General features: G+C 66.6%; 23 protein-coding genes and 1 pseudogene. 12 read left to right on the top strand and 12 right to left on the bottom strand.

The features are described from left to right. Nucleotide 1: 1 nt before the first annotated feature. Both CCOS191_RS13630 and CCOS191_RS28745 read right to left on the bottom strand, forming a co-directional pair. Nucleotides 2-181, bottom strand: coding sequence for a hypothetical protein (locus CCOS191_RS13630; protein WP_046855669.1), 180 nt, complete (start codon nt 179-181; stop codon nt 2-4). Nucleotides 182-240: 59 nt separating this feature from the next. After that, nucleotides 241-363, bottom strand: a pseudogene (locus CCOS191_RS28745) (general stress protein); the annotation flags it as partial. 339 nt (nt 364-702) lie between these two features. Here CCOS191_RS28745 and CCOS191_RS13640 point away from each other — a divergent pair. Together CCOS191_RS13640 and CCOS191_RS13645 are read left to right on the top strand one after the other, a co-directional pair. Beyond that, complete coding sequence (locus CCOS191_RS13640) at nt 703-1,911, top strand: multidrug effflux MFS transporter (protein WP_046855671.1); 1,209 nt, start codon at nt 703-705, stop codon at nt 1,909-1,911. A gap of 5 nt (nt 1,912-1,916) precedes the next feature. Beyond that, nucleotides 1,917-2,513 carry a TetR/AcrR family transcriptional regulator gene (locus CCOS191_RS13645; RefSeq protein ID WP_046855672.1) on the top strand — a complete coding sequence of 199 codons (597 nt, stop codon included), beginning with the start codon at nt 1,917-1,919 and terminating at the stop codon, nt 2,511-2,513. Nucleotides 2,514-2,892: 379 nt separating this feature from the next. On the opposite strand, the gene hpaR is transcribed toward CCOS191_RS13645, so the two are convergent. Together hpaR and hpaA are read right to left on the bottom strand one after the other, a co-directional pair. Then, nucleotides 2,893-3,315, bottom strand: a complete 423-nt coding sequence (gene hpaR, locus CCOS191_RS13650) for a homoprotocatechuate degradation operon regulator HpaR (protein ID WP_023632900.1) — start codon at nt 3,313-3,315, stop codon at nt 2,893-2,895. A 170-nt stretch (nt 3,316-3,485) separates the two neighbouring features. Continuing rightward, complete coding sequence (gene hpaA, locus CCOS191_RS13655; protein WP_046855673.1) at nt 3,486-4,388, bottom strand: 4-hydroxyphenylacetate catabolism regulatory protein HpaA; 903 nt, start codon at nt 4,386-4,388, stop codon at nt 3,486-3,488. Between the two features lie 162 nt (nt 4,389-4,550). Here hpaA and CCOS191_RS13660 point away from each other — a divergent pair, with 162 nt between their 5' ends. The 8 genes from CCOS191_RS13660 to CCOS191_RS13695 all read left to right on the top strand — a co-directional run bounded on the left by CCOS191_RS13660 (nt 4,551) and on the right by CCOS191_RS13695 (nt 11,666). Continuing rightward, nucleotides 4,551-5,225, top strand: a complete 675-nt coding sequence (locus tag CCOS191_RS13660; protein ID WP_046855674.1) for a fumarylacetoacetate hydrolase family protein — start codon at nt 4,551-4,553, stop codon at nt 5,223-5,225. After that, nucleotides 5,222-6,001 (top strand): fumarylacetoacetate hydrolase family protein, encoded by a 780-nt coding sequence (locus tag CCOS191_RS13665; protein ID WP_046855675.1) that lies wholly within the window; start codon nt 5,222-5,224, stop codon nt 5,999-6,001. Before CCOS191_RS13660 ends, CCOS191_RS13665 begins: the two co-directional genes overlap by 4 nt. After that, complete coding sequence (gene hpaE / locus CCOS191_RS13670) at nt 5,998-7,458, top strand: 5-carboxymethyl-2-hydroxymuconate semialdehyde dehydrogenase (protein WP_046855676.1); 1,461 nt, start codon at nt 5,998-6,000, stop codon at nt 7,456-7,458. The genes CCOS191_RS13665 and hpaE overlap by 4 nt, the downstream gene beginning before the upstream one ends. Nucleotides 7,459-7,599: 141 nt before the next feature. Further along, on the top strand, nt 7,600-8,523 hold the full coding sequence (gene hpaD / locus CCOS191_RS13675) for a 3,4-dihydroxyphenylacetate 2,3-dioxygenase (RefSeq protein WP_046855677.1): 924 nt from the start codon (nt 7,600-7,602) through the stop codon (nt 8,521-8,523). 11 nt (nt 8,524-8,534) lie between these two features. Next, on the top strand, nt 8,535-8,945 hold the full coding sequence (locus CCOS191_RS13680; protein WP_046855678.1) for a 5-carboxymethyl-2-hydroxymuconate Delta-isomerase: 411 nt from the start codon (nt 8,535-8,537) through the stop codon (nt 8,943-8,945). A gap of 7 nt (nt 8,946-8,952) precedes the next feature. Beyond that, a complete protein-coding gene (hpaH, locus tag CCOS191_RS13685) occupies nt 8,953-9,756 on the top strand; it encodes a 2-oxo-hept-4-ene-1,7-dioate hydratase (RefSeq protein ID WP_046855679.1) in 804 nt (267 codons plus the stop codon). Between the two features lie 9 nt (nt 9,757-9,765). Further along, nucleotides 9,766-10,566 (top strand): 4-hydroxy-2-oxoheptanedioate aldolase, encoded by an 801-nt coding sequence (gene hpaI, locus CCOS191_RS13690; protein ID WP_046855680.1) that lies wholly within the window; start codon nt 9,766-9,768, stop codon nt 10,564-10,566. 140 nt (nt 10,567-10,706) lie between these two features. Next, nucleotides 10,707-11,666: a ribonuclease Z gene (locus CCOS191_RS13695; RefSeq protein ID WP_046855681.1), complete on the top strand. Its 960-nt coding sequence runs from the start codon at nt 10,707-10,709 to the stop codon at nt 11,664-11,666. Between the two features lie 42 nt (nt 11,667-11,708). On the opposite strand, the gene CCOS191_RS13700 is transcribed toward CCOS191_RS13695, so the two are convergent. Beyond that, complete coding sequence (locus tag CCOS191_RS13700) at nt 11,709-13,277, bottom strand: sensor domain-containing diguanylate cyclase (RefSeq protein ID WP_046855682.1); 1,569 nt, start codon at nt 13,275-13,277, stop codon at nt 11,709-11,711. Between the two features lie 79 nt (nt 13,278-13,356). Further along, nucleotides 13,357-14,235, bottom strand: a complete 879-nt coding sequence (locus CCOS191_RS13705) for a LysR family transcriptional regulator (protein WP_046855683.1) — start codon at nt 14,233-14,235, stop codon at nt 13,357-13,359. A gap of 104 nt (nt 14,236-14,339) precedes the next feature. Between CCOS191_RS13705 and CCOS191_RS13710 the strand changes: the two genes are divergently transcribed. After that, complete coding sequence (locus tag CCOS191_RS13710; protein ID WP_046855684.1) at nt 14,340-15,314, top strand: polysaccharide deacetylase family protein; 975 nt, start codon at nt 14,340-14,342, stop codon at nt 15,312-15,314. A 148-nt stretch (nt 15,315-15,462) separates the two neighbouring features. Here CCOS191_RS13710 and CCOS191_RS13715 read toward each other — a convergent pair whose 3' ends face one another. Beyond that, on the bottom strand, nt 15,463-16,017 hold the full coding sequence (locus CCOS191_RS13715; RefSeq protein WP_046855685.1) for an ester cyclase: 555 nt from the start codon (nt 16,015-16,017) through the stop codon (nt 15,463-15,465). Between the two features lie 129 nt (nt 16,018-16,146). Here CCOS191_RS13715 and CCOS191_RS13720 point away from each other — a divergent pair, with 129 nt between their 5' ends. Continuing rightward, on the top strand, nt 16,147-16,530 hold the full coding sequence (locus CCOS191_RS13720) for a winged helix-turn-helix transcriptional regulator (protein ID WP_046855686.1): 384 nt from the start codon (nt 16,147-16,149) through the stop codon (nt 16,528-16,530). Nucleotides 16,531-16,591: 61 nt separating this feature from the next. Here CCOS191_RS13720 and CCOS191_RS13725 read toward each other — a convergent pair whose 3' ends face one another. From CCOS191_RS13725 to CCOS191_RS13745, 5 genes are read right to left on the bottom strand one after another with little or no spacing between them, the layout of a single operon-like run. Beyond that, complete coding sequence (locus CCOS191_RS13725; protein ID WP_046855687.1) at nt 16,592-17,443, bottom strand: CsgG/HfaB family protein; 852 nt, start codon at nt 17,441-17,443, stop codon at nt 16,592-16,594. A gap of 33 nt (nt 17,444-17,476) precedes the next feature. Further along, nucleotides 17,477-17,896 carry a curli assembly protein CsgF gene (locus tag CCOS191_RS13730; protein ID WP_023632251.1) on the bottom strand — a complete coding sequence of 140 codons (420 nt, stop codon included), beginning with the start codon at nt 17,894-17,896 and terminating at the stop codon, nt 17,477-17,479. Next, on the bottom strand, nt 17,893-18,288 hold the full coding sequence (gene csgE / locus CCOS191_RS13735; protein WP_038706102.1) for a curli production assembly/transport protein CsgE: 396 nt from the start codon (nt 18,286-18,288) through the stop codon (nt 17,893-17,895). Before csgE ends, CCOS191_RS13730 begins: the two co-directional genes overlap by 4 nt. Further along, nucleotides 18,285-18,806 carry a type II secretion system protein gene (locus CCOS191_RS13740; RefSeq protein WP_046855688.1) on the bottom strand — a complete coding sequence of 174 codons (522 nt, stop codon included), beginning with the start codon at nt 18,804-18,806 and terminating at the stop codon, nt 18,285-18,287. The genes csgE and CCOS191_RS13740 overlap by 4 nt, the downstream gene beginning before the upstream one ends. After that, the gene (locus CCOS191_RS13745; RefSeq protein WP_038706100.1) at nt 18,781-19,155 is read right to left on the bottom strand and encodes a type II secretion system protein; all 375 of its coding nucleotides are present in this window, start codon (nt 19,153-19,155) and stop codon (nt 18,781-18,783) included. Before CCOS191_RS13745 ends, CCOS191_RS13740 begins: the two co-directional genes overlap by 26 nt. Between the last annotated feature and the right edge of the window lie 3 nt (nt 19,156-19,158).

Genomic DNA, 19,158 nt, shown 5'->3' on the forward strand with positions numbered 1-19,158 from the left:
GTTATGGATTCTGGGGCTTGGTTTCGGGGGACGGGTTGCTGGTCGGTGGATTGGGTTGCTGCATCTGCAGGGAGGGCTTGCTCGGGTCGGCGTCTTTGGCCGGATGGTCATTGTCGCGGTCGAAGCAGCCGGCCAGCAGGCCCAGGCTACCCAACAGGCAGATCAGAGGTGCGATATGCATGGGAACCTCCTGGTGGGGTGTGCGCGGTGCCAGGCGAACCCGGCACCGCGTGCCCTCACTTACGAGCGGCCGCCCTTGTGGCCGGACTCGCTCTGGCGATTGCCGCCGCCGGAGCTCTGCCCGCCCTTGCGACCGGCTTCGGACGCTTTTTCGCGGTCATTGGCGAAATTGCCTGGGTTCTTCGTTCCACCCTGGCTGCCGGTCTTGTTGGCGTCCTGCTTGTTGGTGTCCTGGCGACCGGTCATGTTGCTGTCTTTGTTGGCCATGGTTGCAAAAACCTCGTGTGGCTAAGGGTTGCACGGCGAGGTGCCGTACATGGATTGGGAGTACGGCGATAAAGAGGGATTCGGATTATTCCGAGCGGATCGGACCGGTGGCGCTAAACAAGCGGCGACGGTGTATTTGGGGCGCAAGCGGTTGCCTGGTGGGCAGACTTTGCGTTGACCCACGGCGGAGATCTGGCATACTTCGCCAACCTGCCGGTCGGTAGGTTACTATTTTGCTTGCACGGACTTTCGCTCATGCCCGCTTCACATTTGCGCTTCGCCGCCTCCCTCGCCCTGATCGGCGCCCTTGGCCCGTCTGCCATCGACATGTACCTGGCCAGCCTGCCGGAGATGGCCCGCGACTTCGCCACCGGCTATACCCAGGTTCAGCTGACGCTGACGGTGTTCCTGCTGGCCATGGGCGCCGGGCAACTGCTGTTCGGGCCACTGGTGGATGCCTTGGGTCGGCGTCGCCCGCTGCTCGCCGGCCTGCTGGTGTTCTGTATCGCCTCCCTGGCCGCTGCGGGCGCACCGTCGCTGGACACGCTGCTGCTGGCGCGCCTGGTGCAGGGCCTGGCCAGCGCGCTGACGCTGGTGGTGATCATGAGCATGGTCCGCGACAGCGCCGATGGCGCACGGGCGGCGCAGATCTTCGCCCTGCTGATGACCATCGAGGGCCTGGCGCCGATCCTCGCCCCGGCCCTGGGCGGAGTGATCGACGCGGCCTATGGCTGGCGGGCGATCATGCTGGTGCTGGCCGGCCTCGGCCTGCTGACCCTGGTCAATTCGGCCATGACCCTCGGTGAGACCCTGCCGCCGGCGCATCGGGTGCGCCTGGCACCGGCCAGGGTATGGCGTACCTACGCCCGCATCGCCGCCGACGGCGCGTTCCTGCGCCCGGCCCTGGCCCTGTCGGCGGTGTTCTTCTTCCTGTTCGCCTACATCGCCGGCTCGGCTTATGTGTACCAACAGCACTTCGGCCTCTCCAGCACGCACTTCGGCCTGCTGTTCGGCGGCTGCGGCGTTGCCATCCTGCTTGGCGCGGCGCTGTCCGGCTATTGCGTCAGCCGGCACGGCGTGGCCCAGGTGGCCTGGTGGGGGGCGCTGTGCATGGGTGCCGGCGCAGCACTGGCGGTGATTGCCGGCCTGTCTGGCGCAGGCCTGCCGCTGCTGCTGGCGGGCGTGGTACTGGCGCTGTTCGGCCTGGGGGTTTGCGAGGCCACCCTGATGGCCCTGGCGATGTCATCGCAGCAGCGCGACGTCGGCTCGACGGCGGCCCTGCTCGGCGCGCTGCAACTGGTGATCTCGTCCAGCGCCACGCCCCTGGCCGGGCACCTGGCCACCCTGGGCCCGCTGGCCTGGGCCTGGTTGCTGGCGGCGGCGGCCGTGGTCATCGTCGGTTTGACCCGCGCCGCCATGGCAAAGACAATCAGCGCCTCGTCCTGCAGCGTCAACCCGGAGTGACCGCCTTGAAAGCCCTGACCCCATCCGCCGCGCGCATCTGCGAGCATGCCGTGGAGCATTTCGCCGAGCACGGCTACGACGGCTCGTCGCTGAGCGAGATCGCCGCCCTGGCGGGCATGCGCAAGGCCTCGCTGTACGCCCACTTCGCCAACAAGGACGCGTTGTTCGTCTGCGCCTTCGAACGGGCCCTGGCCGACGAGACCGCCTACGTCGAGGCGGGCTTCGGCCATGAAGCGGCGGGCCGCGAGGCGCCGGGGCACTGGCATCCGCTGCACCTGGCCGAGCGCTACGCGGCGTCGGCCAACCTGCGCTTCGTGCTGCGCAGTGCCTTCCTGCCGCCGGCGCCGGTCCGCTCGATCGTCACCAGCGGCTTCGAGGCGTACCTGGAGCGGATCCGCCTGGGCTTCTGCCAGGCCCTGCTCGACCGACATGCCTGGGCCCGCGGTGATGGCAACAAGCTGGAGCTGTATGGCGATGCCTACCTGGGGATCATCGACAGCCTGCATGTGGAGCTGCTGTACGCGCCCCCGGCGGTGTATGCGCGGCGGGCAGCGTCGTTGCTGAAGATTCTCGATGATTCGCTGTATCTGGCTGGGCTGTAGCAGGCCCCTGTATCCGACCCAAGGGCCAGACCTTTCAGGGTGTTCGACGACAGAGTTGCAGCGCTCTCGAGACCGAGCGCCGCCCGCGCGGCGCATCGCGGATGAATCCGCTCCTACATTTGTTGCAACGTACCGAACCTGTCGGGTCATGGTTGCCAGCCTTGGCGCAGGGCTTGAGACAGGTGGGGCGGCAACAATGCCCACCGAAAAATCGCGTCAAGCACACAAGGCTAACAACCATGGCCTATCAGGCATGGTCACGTTGCAACAGATGTAGGAGCGGATTCATCCGCGATGCGCCGCGCGGGCGGCGCTCGATCTGATAGGCGCTACGAGATTTGCGGCGGCCCTCCTTCTCGCGGGGCCCGCGCTCACACTATCAGGGCCTGACCTTCTTCAGTTCGTTCAACAACCCCATCAACTGCTCCAGCTTGTCCGCGCCGAACTGGCGTTGGATCTCCTGGTAGTTGCGCTCCATCTCCTCGCTCATCGCCAGGAACGCCTGCTGCCCGCGCACGGTCAGGCTGATGAAGATCCGCCGCTGGTCTTCCGGCGACTTGCGCCGCGCCACCAGGCCGTCGCGCTCCAGGCGCTTGAGCACGCCGCTCATGCTCGGTTTGAGGATGCACGCCTGGTCGGCCAGCTGGTGGCTTTCCAGCTCGCCCTGCTGGCGCAGGATACGGATCACCCGCCATTGCTGCTCGGTCAGGTCGTGGGCATTCAGGGCCGGGCGGAAGAACGCCATGGTCGCTTCGCGGGCCTGCAGCAGGGTCAAGGTCAGGGAGGGTCTTGGTTGGGTCATCAGGATCAAGGGCTGTTTTATTAAGATATTAATAAAGTGAAATACATTTTCACCCGGGCTGTCCAGCCCTGTGAAAAGTACCAGCGCTCCTGGCAATCACCCATTCCCGCGATACCTTCTCCATAGCACGATCTGCCGACAGCCAGCCGCCCGGAGCCCGTCGCCGCATGTCAACGCAACCCCGCCTGGCGCTGGCGATACTCACCCGGTGTCATCTGCGCATGGCGCTGGAAGAAGCGGCTGAAGTACGCCGGGTCCTTGAACCCCAGGCGGTAGCAGATCTCGTTGGCCGAGCCGCCGGTGTACAGCAGCAAGCGCCGCGCCTCCTGCATCAGCCGCTCGAACACCAGGCGCTTGGACGGCAGGTCGGCCATGCGCCGGCATACGTCGTTCAGGCGCGCCTCGGTCACGCCCAGGGCCGCCGCGTAGGCCGGCAGGGTCCAGTGGTCGAGGTAGTGGCGCTCGATCAGTTCGTTGAAACGGTGAAACAGCTGCAGGTCCTCGTGCCGCGCGGGCGTCGCCTCCAGCGAATTGGCGCACAGGCGCAGCAGGCTGATCATCACCAGGCGCGCCAGGTCCTGCACCGCGGTGCCCTGCCCGGCCTGGCCATGGCCCAGTTCGCCGCCCAGCAGGTCGAACAATTGCTCCAGGCGCCGCACCTCTTCGGCCGCCGCTCCCTGCAGATGACCGAGCGCGACACACGCCGGCTGCAGGCGCGGCGCAAGCGCCAGCCCTGGCTCGGCCTGCAGCAGCTGCCAGACCAGTTGCTGGCGCACGGTCAGCACATGGCCGTCGGCATCGGGCTCGGTGACGAAGGCATGGGGAATGGTCGGCGGGGTCAGGAAGAACATCGGCCCCGACTCGTGGTAACGCTGCTCGTCCAGATACACCCGCACGCTGCCGGTCTTCACGTAGTGCACCTGGAAGAAGCGGTCGTGGCGGTGCACCGGCATGTTGCGGCCGAAGAAGCCGGCCAGGTTGCCCAGCCGGTCGTAATGCACCTCGCTGTCGCTGTAGCGCTGGTCGTAGACCTGACCGATGTTGATGTTGGGGATCGGCTGTCGTTCTTTCATTGTTGTTCTCGCAGCGGTGAAACGCGCCGGGGGAATCATCCTAGCACTACCGGCCAGCGGCGAATGCCTTGACGATCGTTAACATATTAAATATAACGTTAACACATTAACAAAAACACCACGAAGCGCCCCCGGTCGCTTCGTCCACCGCAGGAGAAATGCATGAGCCGTGCCTTGCACGAGGTCGCCAGCGGCAGCCTGTTCGGCGTCGCCCTGAACTACCAGGGCCTGCTGCAACAGCATCTGGCGTCCTTCCACGAAGCGCCGTACCAGCAGCCGCCGGTCAAACCGGTGCTGTTCATCAAGACGCCCAATACCCGCAACGGGCACGCCCGGCCGGTAACCTACCCCTCGGCAGTCGAACGCCTGCAAGCGGGCCCTGCCCTGGGCGTGGTCATCGGCAAGGACGCCAGCCGCGTCAGCCTGGACCACGCGTTGGAGCACGTGGCGGGCTACACCATCGTCAACGAGTTCAGCCTGCCCGAAGACAGCTACTACCGCCCGGCGGTCAAGGCCAAGTGCCGCGACGGCTTCTGCCCGCTCGGCCCGCAGCTGGTGCCGACCGCGCAGGTCGGCAACCCCGACGCGCTGGGCATTCGCCTGTGGGTCAACGGTGAGCTGCGCCAGCAGAACAACACCGCCAACTGCGTGCGCGGCGTGGCCCGGCTGATCGCCGAGATCAGCGAGTTCATGACTCTGCATGCCGGCGACGTGCTGATCACCGGTACCCCGGAAGGCCGCGTCGATGTACTGCCTGGTGATCGGGTGACGGTCGAGATCGACGGCCTCGGCCAGCTGACCAACCCCATCGTCGCCGAACAAGGACTCGTCCCATGAAGCACGCCCGTATCCAGTTCGACGGCCAGGTCCACGCGGTCACCGTCGAAAACGACCAGCGACTGCGCCTGGCCGATGGTCGCCTGGTAGACGCCGACCAGGTCACCTGGCTGCCACCGGCTACCGGCAGTATGTTCGCCCTGGGCCTGAACTACGCCGATCATGCCGCCGAGCTGGCCTTCACCCCGCCCACCGAGCCGCTGGCCTTCGTCAAGTCGCCCGGCACCTACACCGGGCACAACCAGGTCAGCTGGCGCCCGGACAACGTCAAGTACATGCACTATGAGTGCGAATTGGTGGCGGTGATCGGCAAGCCGGCGCGCAACGTCAAGCGCGAGGACGCCCTCGACTACCTGGCCGGCTACACGGTGTGCAACGACTACGCCATCCGCGACTACCTGGAGAACTACTACCGCCCCAACCTGCGGGTGAAGAACCGTGACGCCACCACCCCGGTGGGCCCGTGGATAGTCGACACCGCCGATGTGCCGGATCCGTCGAACCTGACCCTGCGCACCTGGATCAACGGCGAGCTGAAACAGCAAGGCACCACGGCCGACATGATCTTCGACATCCCCTACTTGATCGAATACTTCTCCAGCTTCATGACCCTGCAACCCGGCGACATGATCGCCACCGGCACTCCGGAAGGCCTGGCCAACGTGGTCCCGGGCGACGAGGTGGTGGTGGAAGTGGAAGGCGTCGGCCGCCTGGTCAACCGGATCGTCAGCGAAGCCGAGTTCTTCGCCCGCAACGCACAAGAGGCAACAGCATGATCAAGCACTGGATCGATGGCCGCGAAGTCGAGAGCCGCGACACCTTCGTCAACTACAACCCGGCCACCGGCGAGGCCATCGGCGAAGTCGCCAGCGGTGGCGCCGAGGAAGTCGCCCTGGCCGTGGCCGCGGCCAAGCAAGCCTTCCCGAAATGGGCCAATACACCGGCCAAGGAACGCGCGCGCCTGATGCGCCGCCTGGGTGAGCTGATCGAGCAGAACGTGCCGCAGCTGGCCGAGCTGGAAACCCTGGACACCGGCCTGCCGATCCACCAGACGCGCAACGTGCTGATTCCCCGCGCCTCGCACAATTTCGACTTCTTCGCCGAGGTGTGCACGCGCATGGACGGCCACAGCTACCCGGTGGACGACCAGATGCTCAACTACACGCTCTACCAGCCGGTGGGCGTATGCGCGCTGGTGTCGCCGTGGAACGTGCCGTTCATGACCGCCACCTGGAAGACCGCGCCGTGCCTGGCCCTGGGCAATACCGCGGTGCTGAAGATGAGCGAGCTGTCGCCGCTGACCGCCAATGAGCTGGGGCGCCTGGCGGTCGAGGCCGGCATCCCCAATGGCGTACTCAATGTCATCCAGGGCTACGGCGCCACAGCCGGCGATGCCCTGGTGCGTCACCCGGACGTGCGCGCCATCTCCTTCACTGGCGGCACCGCCACCGGCAGGAGGATCATGCAGACGGCCGGCCTGAAGAAGTACTCCATGGAACTGGGCGGCAAGTCGCCGGTACTGATCTTCGAGGACGCCGACCTCGAGCGTGCGCTGGATGCCGCCTTGTTCACCATCTTCTCGCTCAACGGCGAGCGCTGCACCGCCGGCAGCCGCATCTTCATCCAGGAGAGCGTGTACCCGCAGTTCGTCGCCGAGTTCGCCGCCCGCGCCAAGCGCCTGATCGTCGGTGACCCGACTGACCCGAAGACCCAGGTCGGCTCGATGATCACCCAGCAGCACTACGACAAGGTCACCGGCTACATCCGCATCGGCCTGGAAGAAGGCGCGCGCCTGGTGGCCGGCGGCCTGGAGCGCCCGGCCGGATTGCCGGCGCACCTGGCCAAGGGGCAGTTCATCCAGCCGACGGTGTTCGCCGATGTGAACAACAAGATGCGCATCGCCCAGGAAGAGATCTTCGGCCCGGTGGTGTGCCTGATCCCGTTCAAGGACGAGGCAGAGGCGCTGCAACTGGCCAACGACACCGAGTACGGCCTGGCTTCGTACATCTGGACCCAGGACATCGGCAAGGCCCATCGCCTGGCCCGTGGCATCGAGGCCGGGATGGTGTTCATCAACAGCCAGAACGTGCGCGACCTGCGCCAACCGTTCGGCGGCGTCAAGGGCTCGGGCACCGGCCGCGAAGGCGGGCAATACAGCTTCGAGGTCTTCGCCGAGATCAAGAACGTGTGTATATCCATGGGTAGCCATCACATTCCGCGCTGGGGGGTGTAACGCGGGGCTGCTGAGCAGCCCATCGCCGGCAAGCCGGCTCCCACAGGGATCACCGCACACTGTGGGAGCCGGCTTGCCGGCGAAACGAGGGCGAAGCCCTCGCCATGGATACATAACAACAACCCGTTACCGGAGACTCCCATGGGCACACTCGCTCTCGCCGCCAAGATCACCCACGTGCCGTCGATGTACCTGTCCGAACTGCCCGGCCCGCGCCAGGGCTTTCGCCAGGCGGCCATCGACGGCCACCTCGAGATTGGCCGGCGCTGCCGCGAACTGGGCGTCGACACCCTCGTGGTGTTCGACACCCACTGGCTGGTCAACGCCAACTACCACATCAACTGCGCCGCGCACTTCGAAGGCCTGTACACCAGCAACGAACTGCCGCACTTCATCGCCAACATGAACTACGGTTTCCCCGGCAACCCCGAGCTGGGGAGAATCCTCGCGCAAGAATGCAATCGCCTGGGCGTGGAGACCATGGCCCACGACGCCACCACGCTGGCGCCTGAATACGGCACCCTGGTGCCGATGCGCTACATGAACACCGACCAGCACTTCAAGGTGATCTCGGTCTCGGCGCTGTGCACCTCGCACTACCTCAACGACAGCGCCCGTCTGGGCTGGGCCATGCGCAAAGCGGTCGAGGAACACTACGACGGCAGCGTGGCGTTCCTGGCCAGCGGCTCACTGTCCCACCGTTTCGCCCAGAACGGCCAGGCCCCGGAGTTTGCCACCAAGGTATGGAGCCCGTTCCTGGAAACCCTCGACCACCGCGTGGTACGCATGTGGCAGGAGGGCGACTGGGCCGATTTCTGCGCGATGCTGCCCGAGTACGCGGTCAAGGGCCATGGCGAAGGCTTCATGCACGACACCGCCATGTTGCTCGGCGCCCTGGGTTGGTCGCAGTACGACGGCAAGGCCGAGGTGGTGACGCCGTACTTCGGTTCTTCCGGTACTGGCCAGATCAACGCGATCTTCCCGGTCACCCCGCAGGACGGCAGCGCGATCCCCGCCGCCCAGGCCTCGAGCCCGGCCGGGGTCACTTCCACAAGCCGCCTGTAAGGAGCACCACCATGCCCCATCTGGTCCTGCTCTACAGCCCGGATATCGAAGTCGACGCCGATATGCCCGGCCTGTGCCGCGCCCTGGCCGACTGCATGCTCGCCCAGCGCGACGAACACCATCGCCAGGTGTTCCCCACCGGCGGCACCCGTGTACTGGCCTACCCCGCCGCCCATGCGGCGATCGCCGATGGCCGTGGCGATTACGGTTTCGTCTACGCCAACCTGCGCATGGGCAGCGGGCGCAGCGCCGCAGTGCACCAGCAGGTCGGCGACGCGCTGCTGGCGGTGTTGCGCCGGCACCTGGATACGCTGCTGGAACGTCGCCCGGTGGGCGTGACCCTGCAAATCGACGAAAGCCAGGCCCAGGTGTACGACGCCAAGCACAGCAGCCTGCACCCTCTGTTCACCCGCCAGCCCTGAGGTCTCCATGCTCGACGCCCGCATCATCCAGCAAGCCGCCGCCCGCCTCGACCAGGCCGAACGCACCCGCGAACAGGTCGGCCAGTTTTCCCTGGAACACCCCTCGATCAGCATCGAGGACGCCTACGCCATCCAGCGTGCCTGGGTGGCGCAAAAGATCGAGGACGGCCGCAAGCTGGTCGGTCACAAGATCGGCCTGACCTCCCGGGCCATGCAGGTCTCGTCGAACATCACCGAGCCGGACTACGGCGCGCTGCTCGACGACATGCTGTTCGACGAAGGCAGCGACATTCCCTTCGAGCGTTTCATCGTGCCGCGGGTCGAAGTGGAACTGGCGTTCATCCTCGGTAAGCCGCTCAAGGGGCCGAACGTGACCCTGTTCGACGTGCTCGACGCCACCGAGTGGGTGATCCCGGCGCTGGAAATCATCGATGCGCGCATCCAGCAGGTCGACCCGCTCAGCGGCGCCACCCGCAAGGTGTTCGACACCATCTCCGACAACGCCGCCAACGCTGGCGTGGTGATGGGCGGGCGCGCCGTGCGCCCGGGCGATATCGACCTGCGCAAGGTCCCGGCGGTGCTGTACCGCAACGGCGTGATCGAAGAGTCCGGGGTGTCGGCCGCGGTGCTCAATCACCCGGCCAAAGGGGTGGCCTGGCTGGCCAACAAGCTGGCGGCGCACGACGTGGGCCTCGAAGCCGGTCAGGTCATTCTCGGCGGCTCGTTTACCCGCCCGGTGGCAGCCCGTCGCGGCGACACCTTCCATGTCGACTACGATCAACTCGGCTCTATCGCCTGCCGTTTCGTCTGAGGACCCGCCATGGATATGCCCATCAACAGCTTCAAGCAACGCCTGCGCAGCGGCCAGGCGCAGATCGGCCTGTGGCTTGGCCTGGCCGACCCGTATTGCGCGGAGCTGGCGGCCAACGCCGGCTTCGACTGGCTGCTGCTCGACGGCGAGCACGCGCCCAACGACCTGCGCAGCCTGCTCGGCCAGTTGCAAGCCGTGGCCCCCTACCCGGCCCAGCCCATCGTGCGCCCGGTGATCGGTGATACCGCGCTGATCAAACAGTTGCTCGATATCGGCGCGCAGACCCTACTGGTACCCATGGTCGAAAGCGCCGAGCAGGCGCGCCAGCTGGTGCGGGCGATGCGCTACCCGCCCCACGGCGTGCGCGGAGTCGGCAGCGCTTTGGCACGGGCCTCGCGTTGGAACAGCATCCCCGACTACCTGGACCAGGCCGACGACCAGATGTGCCTGCTGGTGCAGGTGGAGAACTGCGAAGGCCTGGCCAACCTCGATGCGATCTGCGCCGTCGAAGGGGTCGATGGCGTGTTCATCGGCCCCGCCGACCTCAGCGCCGCCATGGGCCAGCGGGGCAATCCTGGGCATCCCGAGGTGCAGGCGGCCATCGAGGACGCCATCGTGCGCATCACACGCGCCGGCAAGGCGGCGGGCATCCTCAGCGCCGACGCGACGCTGGCGCGACGCTATATCGAACTGGGCGCGACGTTCGTCGCGGTCGGCGTCGACACCACGGTGCTGATGCGCGGCTTGCAGGGGTTGGCGGGCACTTTCAAGGAAGGGACCGCCGCCGTTGCCCAGTGCGGTGTCTACTAGCCTGGCCTTGTAGCGCGTAAGCTCGATGTTGGGGCGATCCGGTGCCAGCAAGCACTACTGGCCCGCCCGGCAGCACCATGCTAGCCTCCGCGCGCCCCGCCCTGCGGGGTCGCGACAACGTCGAATCAAGGAGTCAGGCAATGGACCTGCAGTTTCTGGGCACCTCTTCCGGGGTGCCCACCAAGGCCCGCAACGTCAGTGCGACCGCGGTCATCGAAGCCACGGGTAACGGGTGGTACCTGGTCGATTGCGGCGAAGGCACCCAGCACCAGCTGCTGCGCAGCCCGCTGTCGGTGCGCGACCTGCGCGCCATCTTCATCACCCATGTGCACGGCGACCACTGCTTCGGCCTGCCGGGGCTGCTGGCCAGCGCCGGCATGTCAGGGCGCAAGGAGCCACTGGTGCTGGTGCTGCCGGCAGACCTGCACCCATGGGTCCGGCAGAGCCTGGCGGTCAGCGACACCTACCTGCCCTTCGAATTGCAGATGCAGGCGCTGGAGACCTTCACAGGCTTGAACCACGGCAATATCCAGGTCGGCGTGGTCGAGCTGTCGCACCGGGTACCCTCCTACGGCTTCGTGTTCGAGGAGCGCGACCCGCAACCTCACCTGGACACCGAGCGCCTGCGCGCCGACGGCATCCCGGCCGGGCCGCTGTGGGGGCAGATCGCCCGTGGTCGGACAGTCGAGCACGAAGGTCGCCAGATCGACCCGCAGGCCTACCTGCAGCCGACGCGCCCGGCGCAACGCATCATCGTCTGCGGCGACAACGACCGTCCTGAACTGTTGAGCGAACTGGCCGCCAACGTCGACGTGCTGGTCCACGAAGCCACCTTCACCCAACCGGTGGTCGAACGCACCCAGGCCAGCTTCGGTCACAGCACCGCCGCTGCGGTGGCGCGCTTTGCCGAGATGGCGGCGGTGAAGAACCTGGTGCTGACGCACTTCAGCGCCCGCTACCAGTCAGGCGGTGGGCGCGGCGGTTCCATCGAGGAGGTACGCGAAGAGGCGCTGGCGCACTACAAGGGGCACCTGACCCTGGCCCGGGACCTGGCGCGCTATCGGATTGGCCGTGATGGGGTGCTGGTCGAGGTGGAGTAACGCTCCCACGACAGACCGCCCAACGCCGGTGATACTTGGACTTCAATGCGCCGGATGCTGCTCCACACTGGCCGCCAGGCAGTAGCGATCGCGCCCCTGCCGCTTGGCCTGGTAGAGCGCCGCGTCCGCCGCCGCCATCAGGTTCTCCGGGGTCACCGTCTCTAGCCTCGGTGCGCAAACGGCGATCCCGGCACTGGCCGTGACATGTCCGAGCGGGCTGCCGCCATGCTCGATGGCGTGCTTGCGCAGCGACTGCAGGATCTCCAGGACGATCTGGCTGGCGCCTTGGGCATCAGTATCAGGCAGCAACAGGGTGAACTCCTCACCGCCATAGCGCACCGCCAAGTCCCCCGGACGCTTGAGCGCGTGCTGCAACAGTTCGCCGAGACGCCGCAGGCACTGGTCGCCCGCCGGATGGCCGTAGCGGTCGTTATAGGCCTTGAAATAGTCCAGATCGAGCATCACCAAGGCCAACGGCCGACCCTGGCGCCGCGCCCGACGGATCTCAGGTTCGAGCACAGCGTCCAACCGACGGCGGTTGCCCAGCCCGGTCAGGCTGTCGGTCAGGGCCAGGGCCTTGAGGGTCTGGTGGGCCTGGTGCAGCGCGCGCTCGATGGCGATGCGCGCGCGCAACTGGCGCAGGACAATCCAACCGAAGCCGGCCAGGCCGACCAGCAGCAGAACCAGCACGACCACCGACTTGAGCATGTCATGCCGCCAAGGCTCGACGATCGACTCGCGGGACAAGCCTGCCTGTACCACCAACGGGTAGCTCGACAGTGCGCGGAACGCGTACAGGCGGGTTGTGCCGTCTACCACTGCCACTGCTTCGGCCACCCCTTCGCTGGCGTAAGGCAGGTAGTAGCGGAAGATATCGCTGCCGGCCAGGCTGCGGCCGATGACCTGTTCGACGAAAGGGCGGCGCACAAGGATGGTGCCATCCCGCTTGGCCAGCACCAGGGCGCCACGCTCGTCGATCTTGAAGTCGCCGTAGTAGCGCACGAACCAGTCGACCTTGATGGTGCCCAACAGCACGCCGGCGAAACCGCCATCGGGCAGTTCCAGGCGTCGCGAGATGGGAATGATCAGGTCGCCCGTGGAACGGCTGCGCACCACCGAGCCGATGCGCACCTGGCGATCGGTGTGGGTGCGGTGATAGATGAAATAATCGCGGTCGGCGTTGTTGGCGCCCGGCGGCACGGCGTCCTTGTCGGTGACGATCCAGCTGCCATCGGCGCCATAGACAAACAGGCCGTGCAATTGCGGCATGATCTGCACCTGCTGCTTGAGCAGGGCATGCAGGCGCGGGTGATCGATACGGGCGAAGCCATCGCCCTCCAGGCGCTCGGCCAGGACCGCGGTAATCGCATCCACCTGGCGGATGGCGTCCTCGGCGTGCTGGGCGGTAGCCCGGGCCAGATTGGTGACCGCATTCTCGGCATCGTGGAACGCCTGCCGGTACTCACGCCAGATCCGCCAGCCCTCGACCAGCACGAACGCCAGCATCACCACCGCCATGAAACCCAGCACCAGGCGGAACAACGACACGGCGCGGCCCTCGCCGGTCACCGCGAAGACGCCGTCATCAGTCTGTTTTCCGGCTGCTGCCATCGAAGTCCCTTGTCGTCACGCACTGGCCGCTCATCACTATAGTTCAGCCACGCAACTGTCCATCTGCTGCCGGGCCCGTTCAACCAAGCTCCGCCACGATCATCTCCATCAGCACCCGCACCCGCCTCGGTTGCAACCGGGTCGGCGGATAGACGATCTGCAACGCCACCTGCCCGGCGCTGAAGTCGCCCAGCACCTCCACCAGCCGGCCACTGCCCAGGTCATCCCGCACATCACGCAACGACTTCAGGCACAGGCCATGCCCGGCCAGGGCCCAGCGTCGCACCTGCTCACCGTTGTTGGCGACCCGTCGCCCGCCCACGCTGACCGGATACGCCGCCGCACCCACACGAAACGGCCAGACCCGTTCGGTATGGATGCCGAAGCGCATGACGATGCAGTCGTGCCGCGCCAGGTCGTCCGGGTGCAGCGGTGTGCCGTACCGACGCAGGTAATCGGGCGTGGCGCATACCACCCGACGGTTGTCGCCCAGCGGTCGGGCGCGCAGAGAGCTGTCGGCCAATGTGCCGTAGCGGATGGCGAAGTCAATGCCCTGCCCTACCAGGTCGATGTAGCCATCGGTCAGATCCAGGTCGATCGATACTTCGGGGTGCGCCTCGAGGAATCGGTCGAGCAGCGGCGCGATGCAGTGCTGGCCGAGGTCCACCGGGGCGCTCAGGCGCACCAGCCCGGAGATCTTCTGCTGGCCGTGGCGCAGTTGGCTGTCCAGCTCGTCGGCCTCGGCCAGCAGGCGCCGGGCGCCGTCGGCCAGCAGGCGACCGGCCTCGGTCAGGCTGAGCGAGCGGGTGCTGCGGGTCAGCAGCGTCACCCCGTAATGCGCCTCCAGCGCCGTCAGGCGCTCGGATACCGTGGCCGGTGACAGCCCGCGCTCACGGCCCGCCGCCGACAGGCTGCCTTTTTCGATGATGGTCAGGAACAACGCCAGGTTATCCAGCATGCTTTTCGACTTTTCCGAAATATGATTTTAGATCTCGCCTGATTATTGGCGATTTCCTCGCTAATTACACTGCCCGGCATCGACACCCGTACAGGAGCAACCCGATGACCAGCAGAAGAGATTTCATGAAAGGCACCCTCGCCGGTGGTATCGCCGTCGCGGCAGGCGCGGTACTGGCGAAAGAGCCGGGCAGCAGCACCGGGACGCCGCCCGATATCGGCGATGGCAAAGGGTTCTGGCCCGATGGCGCGCAACTGGTGATTTCCGTGTCGTTGCAATTCGAGTCCGGTGGCCAGCCGGAACACGCCGAAAGCCCCTTCCCGCCTCTGGATTCACGCTACCCCGACACCATCGCCCCCAGCTGGTACCGCTACGGCCCGCTGGAAGGCGTGCCGCGCCTGCTCGCGCTGTTCGACCGGCACGGCATCAAGGTCACTTCACACATGGTCGGCAAGGCTGTGGAGGCTTACCCGGAGCTGGCGGCCGAGGTGGTCAGGCGCGGCCACGAAGCCGCCGGCCACGGCCTGCACTGGGCGCCGCAGTACAGCCTGACACCGGCAGAGGAGCGTCGCCAGTATGAGCAGGCCAGCGCCATCATCGAGCGCGTCACCGGCCAACGCCCGGTGGGTTTCAACGCGTTCTGGATGCGTCACTCCCGCGAGACCCTGAACATCCTCCAGGACCTCGGCTTTCTCTACCACATCGACGACCTGGCCCGCGACGAACCCTCGATCACCCCGGTGCGCGGCAAGCCGTTCGCCGTGGTGCCCTACACCCTGCGCAACAACGACATCGGCCGCATCGCCGGCTCCACGGCGATGACCGGCGCCGCGCTGTTGCAGGAGCTCAAGGACGAGTTCGACGTGCTCTATGCCGAAGGCCGCCAGCGGCGCCGGCTGATGTCGCTGTCGGCGCATGACCGCATCGGCGGCACGCCTACCGTGGTACACGCGCTGGATCAGTTCTTCGCCTATGCCCGCGGCCATGCCGGCGTGGCGTACATGCGCAAGGACGAGATTGCCCGCTGGGCCCTGGCCCAGGCCGATACGCCGGTCAATCCGCCACGTGTGTTCGACTGACCGACTGGGGCGCTTCACGCCCTTTCGCCGGCAAGCCGGCTCCCACACCGACCGCGCAAATGTCACGCCATGCACTGTACCTGTGGGAGCTGGCTTGCCGGCGATGAGGCCAGTCCTGACCACCCTGGATCAAGGCCAGCCCGTGTGTTCAGCGCCCAACCAACCCCGCCTGGCGCATGAATGCAAGGTTGTCCTCCAGATGCCAGTCCTCGGCGATCCGGCCATCGACAATACGGTAGATATCCATGGCGATGAAATCGATGGCCTGGCCCTGCCCCTGGTGCTCGCCCAGCTTGCCGCTGAAGTGCCCGGTGAAACGCAGCGCCGCGGTGACTCGGTCGCCAGCGACGATCATCTGCAGCACTTCGCAGCGCAGGTCCGGCACCGCTGCGCGGAATGCTCTGGAAGCGCTCAATGGCCCTTCCACGCCTTGTGGCCGTCCCGGTGGCAGGGTGTTGTCGCGAAAGTCGCTGGCCAACGCGGCACGGGCCATGGCCTCGTCCCCGCTGTTCCAGAAGGTGTCGTAGCGGCGGGCGGCGAGGATCTGCTGCTCCAGCTGGGCCTTAGGCAGGCTCTGGTCCACAACCAGGGTGGCCGGAGTCACCAGCTCGCCGGCATTGCCCGGATTGGCCGCCGCGCTCAGCAGCAGCAGGGTGATCCAGCGGCCAGCACGCAGCGCCGAAGCCTTGGGTTCGGTGTTCATCTCAGTTTCCTTCAGTGCATTCAACGGGAGGGTATGGCGCGGCCGCGAACCATGGATAAAAGCCTAACCAGTCCCGCCCAGGCGCTCAAGAAGGCACTTTTCACTCACCTGATTACCTTGGAGTAACCCATGGCCCATTACCGCGAATGCCCCGCCTACGACGTATTCGCCCCGAACTGCCCGGCCCGCCTGGTGCTCGACCGCCTCGCCGACAAGTGGGTGCTGCTGCTCATCGACCGCCTCAGCGCCGGCGAGCGGGTGCGTTTCAACCAGCTGCGCCGGGATATCGCCGGCGTCTCGCAGAAGGTGCTGTCGCAAACCCTGAAGCGGCTCGAACGCGACGGCCTGGTGGAGCGCCAGGTGTATCCGACCGTGCCACCCACCGTCGAATACGCCCTCACCGAGCTGGGCGCGACACTGGGCGGTACGGTGGAGCGCCTGGCGCAGTGGGCGGAGTCGAACATGCCGGCGATTCTTCTGGCGCGCCAGCTGTACGACCAATGCGGCGAATGATTCAGCCCTCTTTTTCGACATCCCTCGGGGGCATCGGCGGACCACATGGCCCCGCAGATCGCTACTGCTGCTGGTACTGACTCAGGTACTTGTCCAACACCGCCTTGTCCCCCGCCCCTTCACCGGCCACCTGCCACAGCCGCCGCTCGATGCCCTGGGCCAGCAGGTGACCCACCGCGGCTTCGATGGCCGACAGCACGCACAGTTGCGCCGGTTCGTTGGTGGTGTAGCCGACCTCGGCCTCGAGCAGCTTCTTGAACTCGATGAACTTGAACACCCCGGCGTTCTGCCCGACCGAGTAGATGGTCTTGCTGGTCATCACGTTGGCCAGCACCTGCCCGGTGCGTACGTCCACCGCCCGCAGGTTGACCGTGACCTGGTCGACCCGGTACTCGCGGGACAGGCCGATGCCCAGGTAGCGGGCGCCCTCGCCGCCGCTGCGCACGTTGGTGTCGTAGGCGATGATGCCGCCTTCGAGCATCAGGTTGGCCGCCTGCAACGGTGGCAGTTCGCCCTGGATGTTCTCGGCAACGTCGGGCTTCTTCTGCGAGGCGCGGATAATCTTGCGCTCGGTCAGCAGGTTCTGCAGGCCTTCGCGCTCCAGCACCACGAACCAGCCGCTGGCGTTGAGGGCGTCCATCAGCATGCTCGCCGCCCCCTGGGTGACGCTGGTGGAGAACGAGCTGGCCGGGGTTGGCTTGTACTGCCCGGTCTGGTCGCGGAAGCCGTACACCACCGCCATCAGCCGACCGCGTGGCCGCGGCATGTTGACCAGGTCGTAGTAGGTCGAGGCCCGCGGCGTCAGCGTCGGGGTCTCGGGGTCTTGTTCGGCCGGCATCGGCTCGCGCAGGCCGCAGCCTTGCAGGCCAGCCAGGGCGGTGAGGATCAGCAGTGTGCTCAGCAGGCGTTTCATGGCGTTCTCTCCCCAGTAAAAGACCCGTCCCTCTCAGGGGTTCAGGCCGCTGACCTCGATGATCGAGACTTCCCCGGTGGCCCGGTCGGTGACCTTGATGCTCAGCGCCCCGGAATCGTCGATCACGTCGATCAGGAAGGCGTCGGTGGACATGCTGCCGGTGTTGCCGTTGCTGATGTTGTCCAGCAACTGCCCGAGCAGGCGCGACTCGAGCTGGTTGCTGAAGCGCTCCAGGGCCGAGGTGCCGGCGAATGCCGAACTGCGGTCCTTGAGGTCGGGGTCGTCGTAGTCGTTCTGCGCCTGGGCGTTGTTCAGCAGCCAGGCGCCATTGATCGGGTTGCCGCCGAAGGACGGGTTGACCGGGGTGTACACCAGCTCCGTGGCCAGGGCCTGGCCACCGAGGCCGGCTGCCAGCAGGCAGGCGGCGATGCGTCGTGCAAGGTGGTTGCTCATAGCTCGTCCCTCTCCAGATCGGTTGTGTCCTGCAGCAGCCGTTGCAATTTGCGCTGGATGATCTGCTGGCGGACCAGGTCGGCGGCCGCGATGGCCTCGTCGTTGAGTTGCGTGGTGTTGGGCGGCAGGAAGCGCCGGTACAGCACCTCGCGTTCGTATTCCACCGTCACCAGGCTGCCCCAGCGGGCATCCGGGCGTTCGCGCACCACCAGGTTGAAATCCAGCCGGCTGGTGGCGCGCAGCCGGTCGCTGAAGGCGTGATAGAAGTCGTGGCCGATGTGCGAGATGGTGTTGTCGACGATGAAGCCCATCATCTCGTCCTCGGCCCCGGCCTGCGCCTGGCCATGCAACAGGGCCAGGCACAGGCACACCCACGCGGCCAGGCGTTTCATGGCGCCTCTCCCAGGCCGGCATGTGGACGAGCGCCAGCGGCGCTTTCGGCGAAGGCCTGTTCGGCGACGAACTGCCAGTCGCTGTAGTGCTCCAGCCCCTCGAAGGCACTCCACTGGGCGTCGAAACCGCTGCGTTTGTGCGGCGCGGCGTCGGAGCGGCTGTACACCCCGGTGATGCGGCCATCGACCGCGCGCAGCAGGCCCCATTCCTCGCCGCCGCCGACAGGGTCCGGGTAGAGCCGGCGCAGGTGGCGCTGCGGCGACGGGAAACGGTTGTCTTCCACCAGCTCCGCAAGGTCCTGCGGGTACTGGGCCAGGCCCGGCGAGGCGCGGTAGTAGCTGCGCAGGGCCTGGGCGTACTGGCCGCCCACCCACAGCAGCTGGCGCTCGTGCTCGCGCTGCAGGCTGGTGGCCCACAGGGTGCCGGTGGCCGCCAGGGCCACGCTGCTGACGGCGATCAGCAACAGCACGCCCAGATAGGTGAAGCCGGCTTCACCATTCGGCATAGAGGCTGCCATCGCGTGCCCTCCCGGTTGCTCCGCTCTTGATGTCGGCCACCGCGCCGGCCACGCCCTCGGGCGGCGGCACCAGCTGCCAGGCATCGCGCCGCTCGGTGATCGGATCGACTGGGGTATTGCGCAGGTAGCGCTGCTCCACCAGCTGGTCGATCGAATCGGGGTAGTGCCCGGTGTCGCCGTAGTAGTGATCCAGCGCCTCGCGCAGCACCGCCAGGCTCTGGCGCAGGGTGGCCTCGCGGGAGGCCTCCAGGCTGTTGAAGTAGCGCGGCATGGCGATGGTCATCAGGGTGGCGATGATCGCCATCACCACCAGCAGTTCGATGAGGGTGAAGCCTCGGCTCGCTTTCATCGC

The sequence above is a fragment of the Pseudomonas sp. CCOS 191 genome, from assembly GCF_001007005.1.
Classification (GTDB): domain Bacteria; phylum Pseudomonadota; class Gammaproteobacteria; order Pseudomonadales; family Pseudomonadaceae; genus Aquipseudomonas; species Aquipseudomonas soli.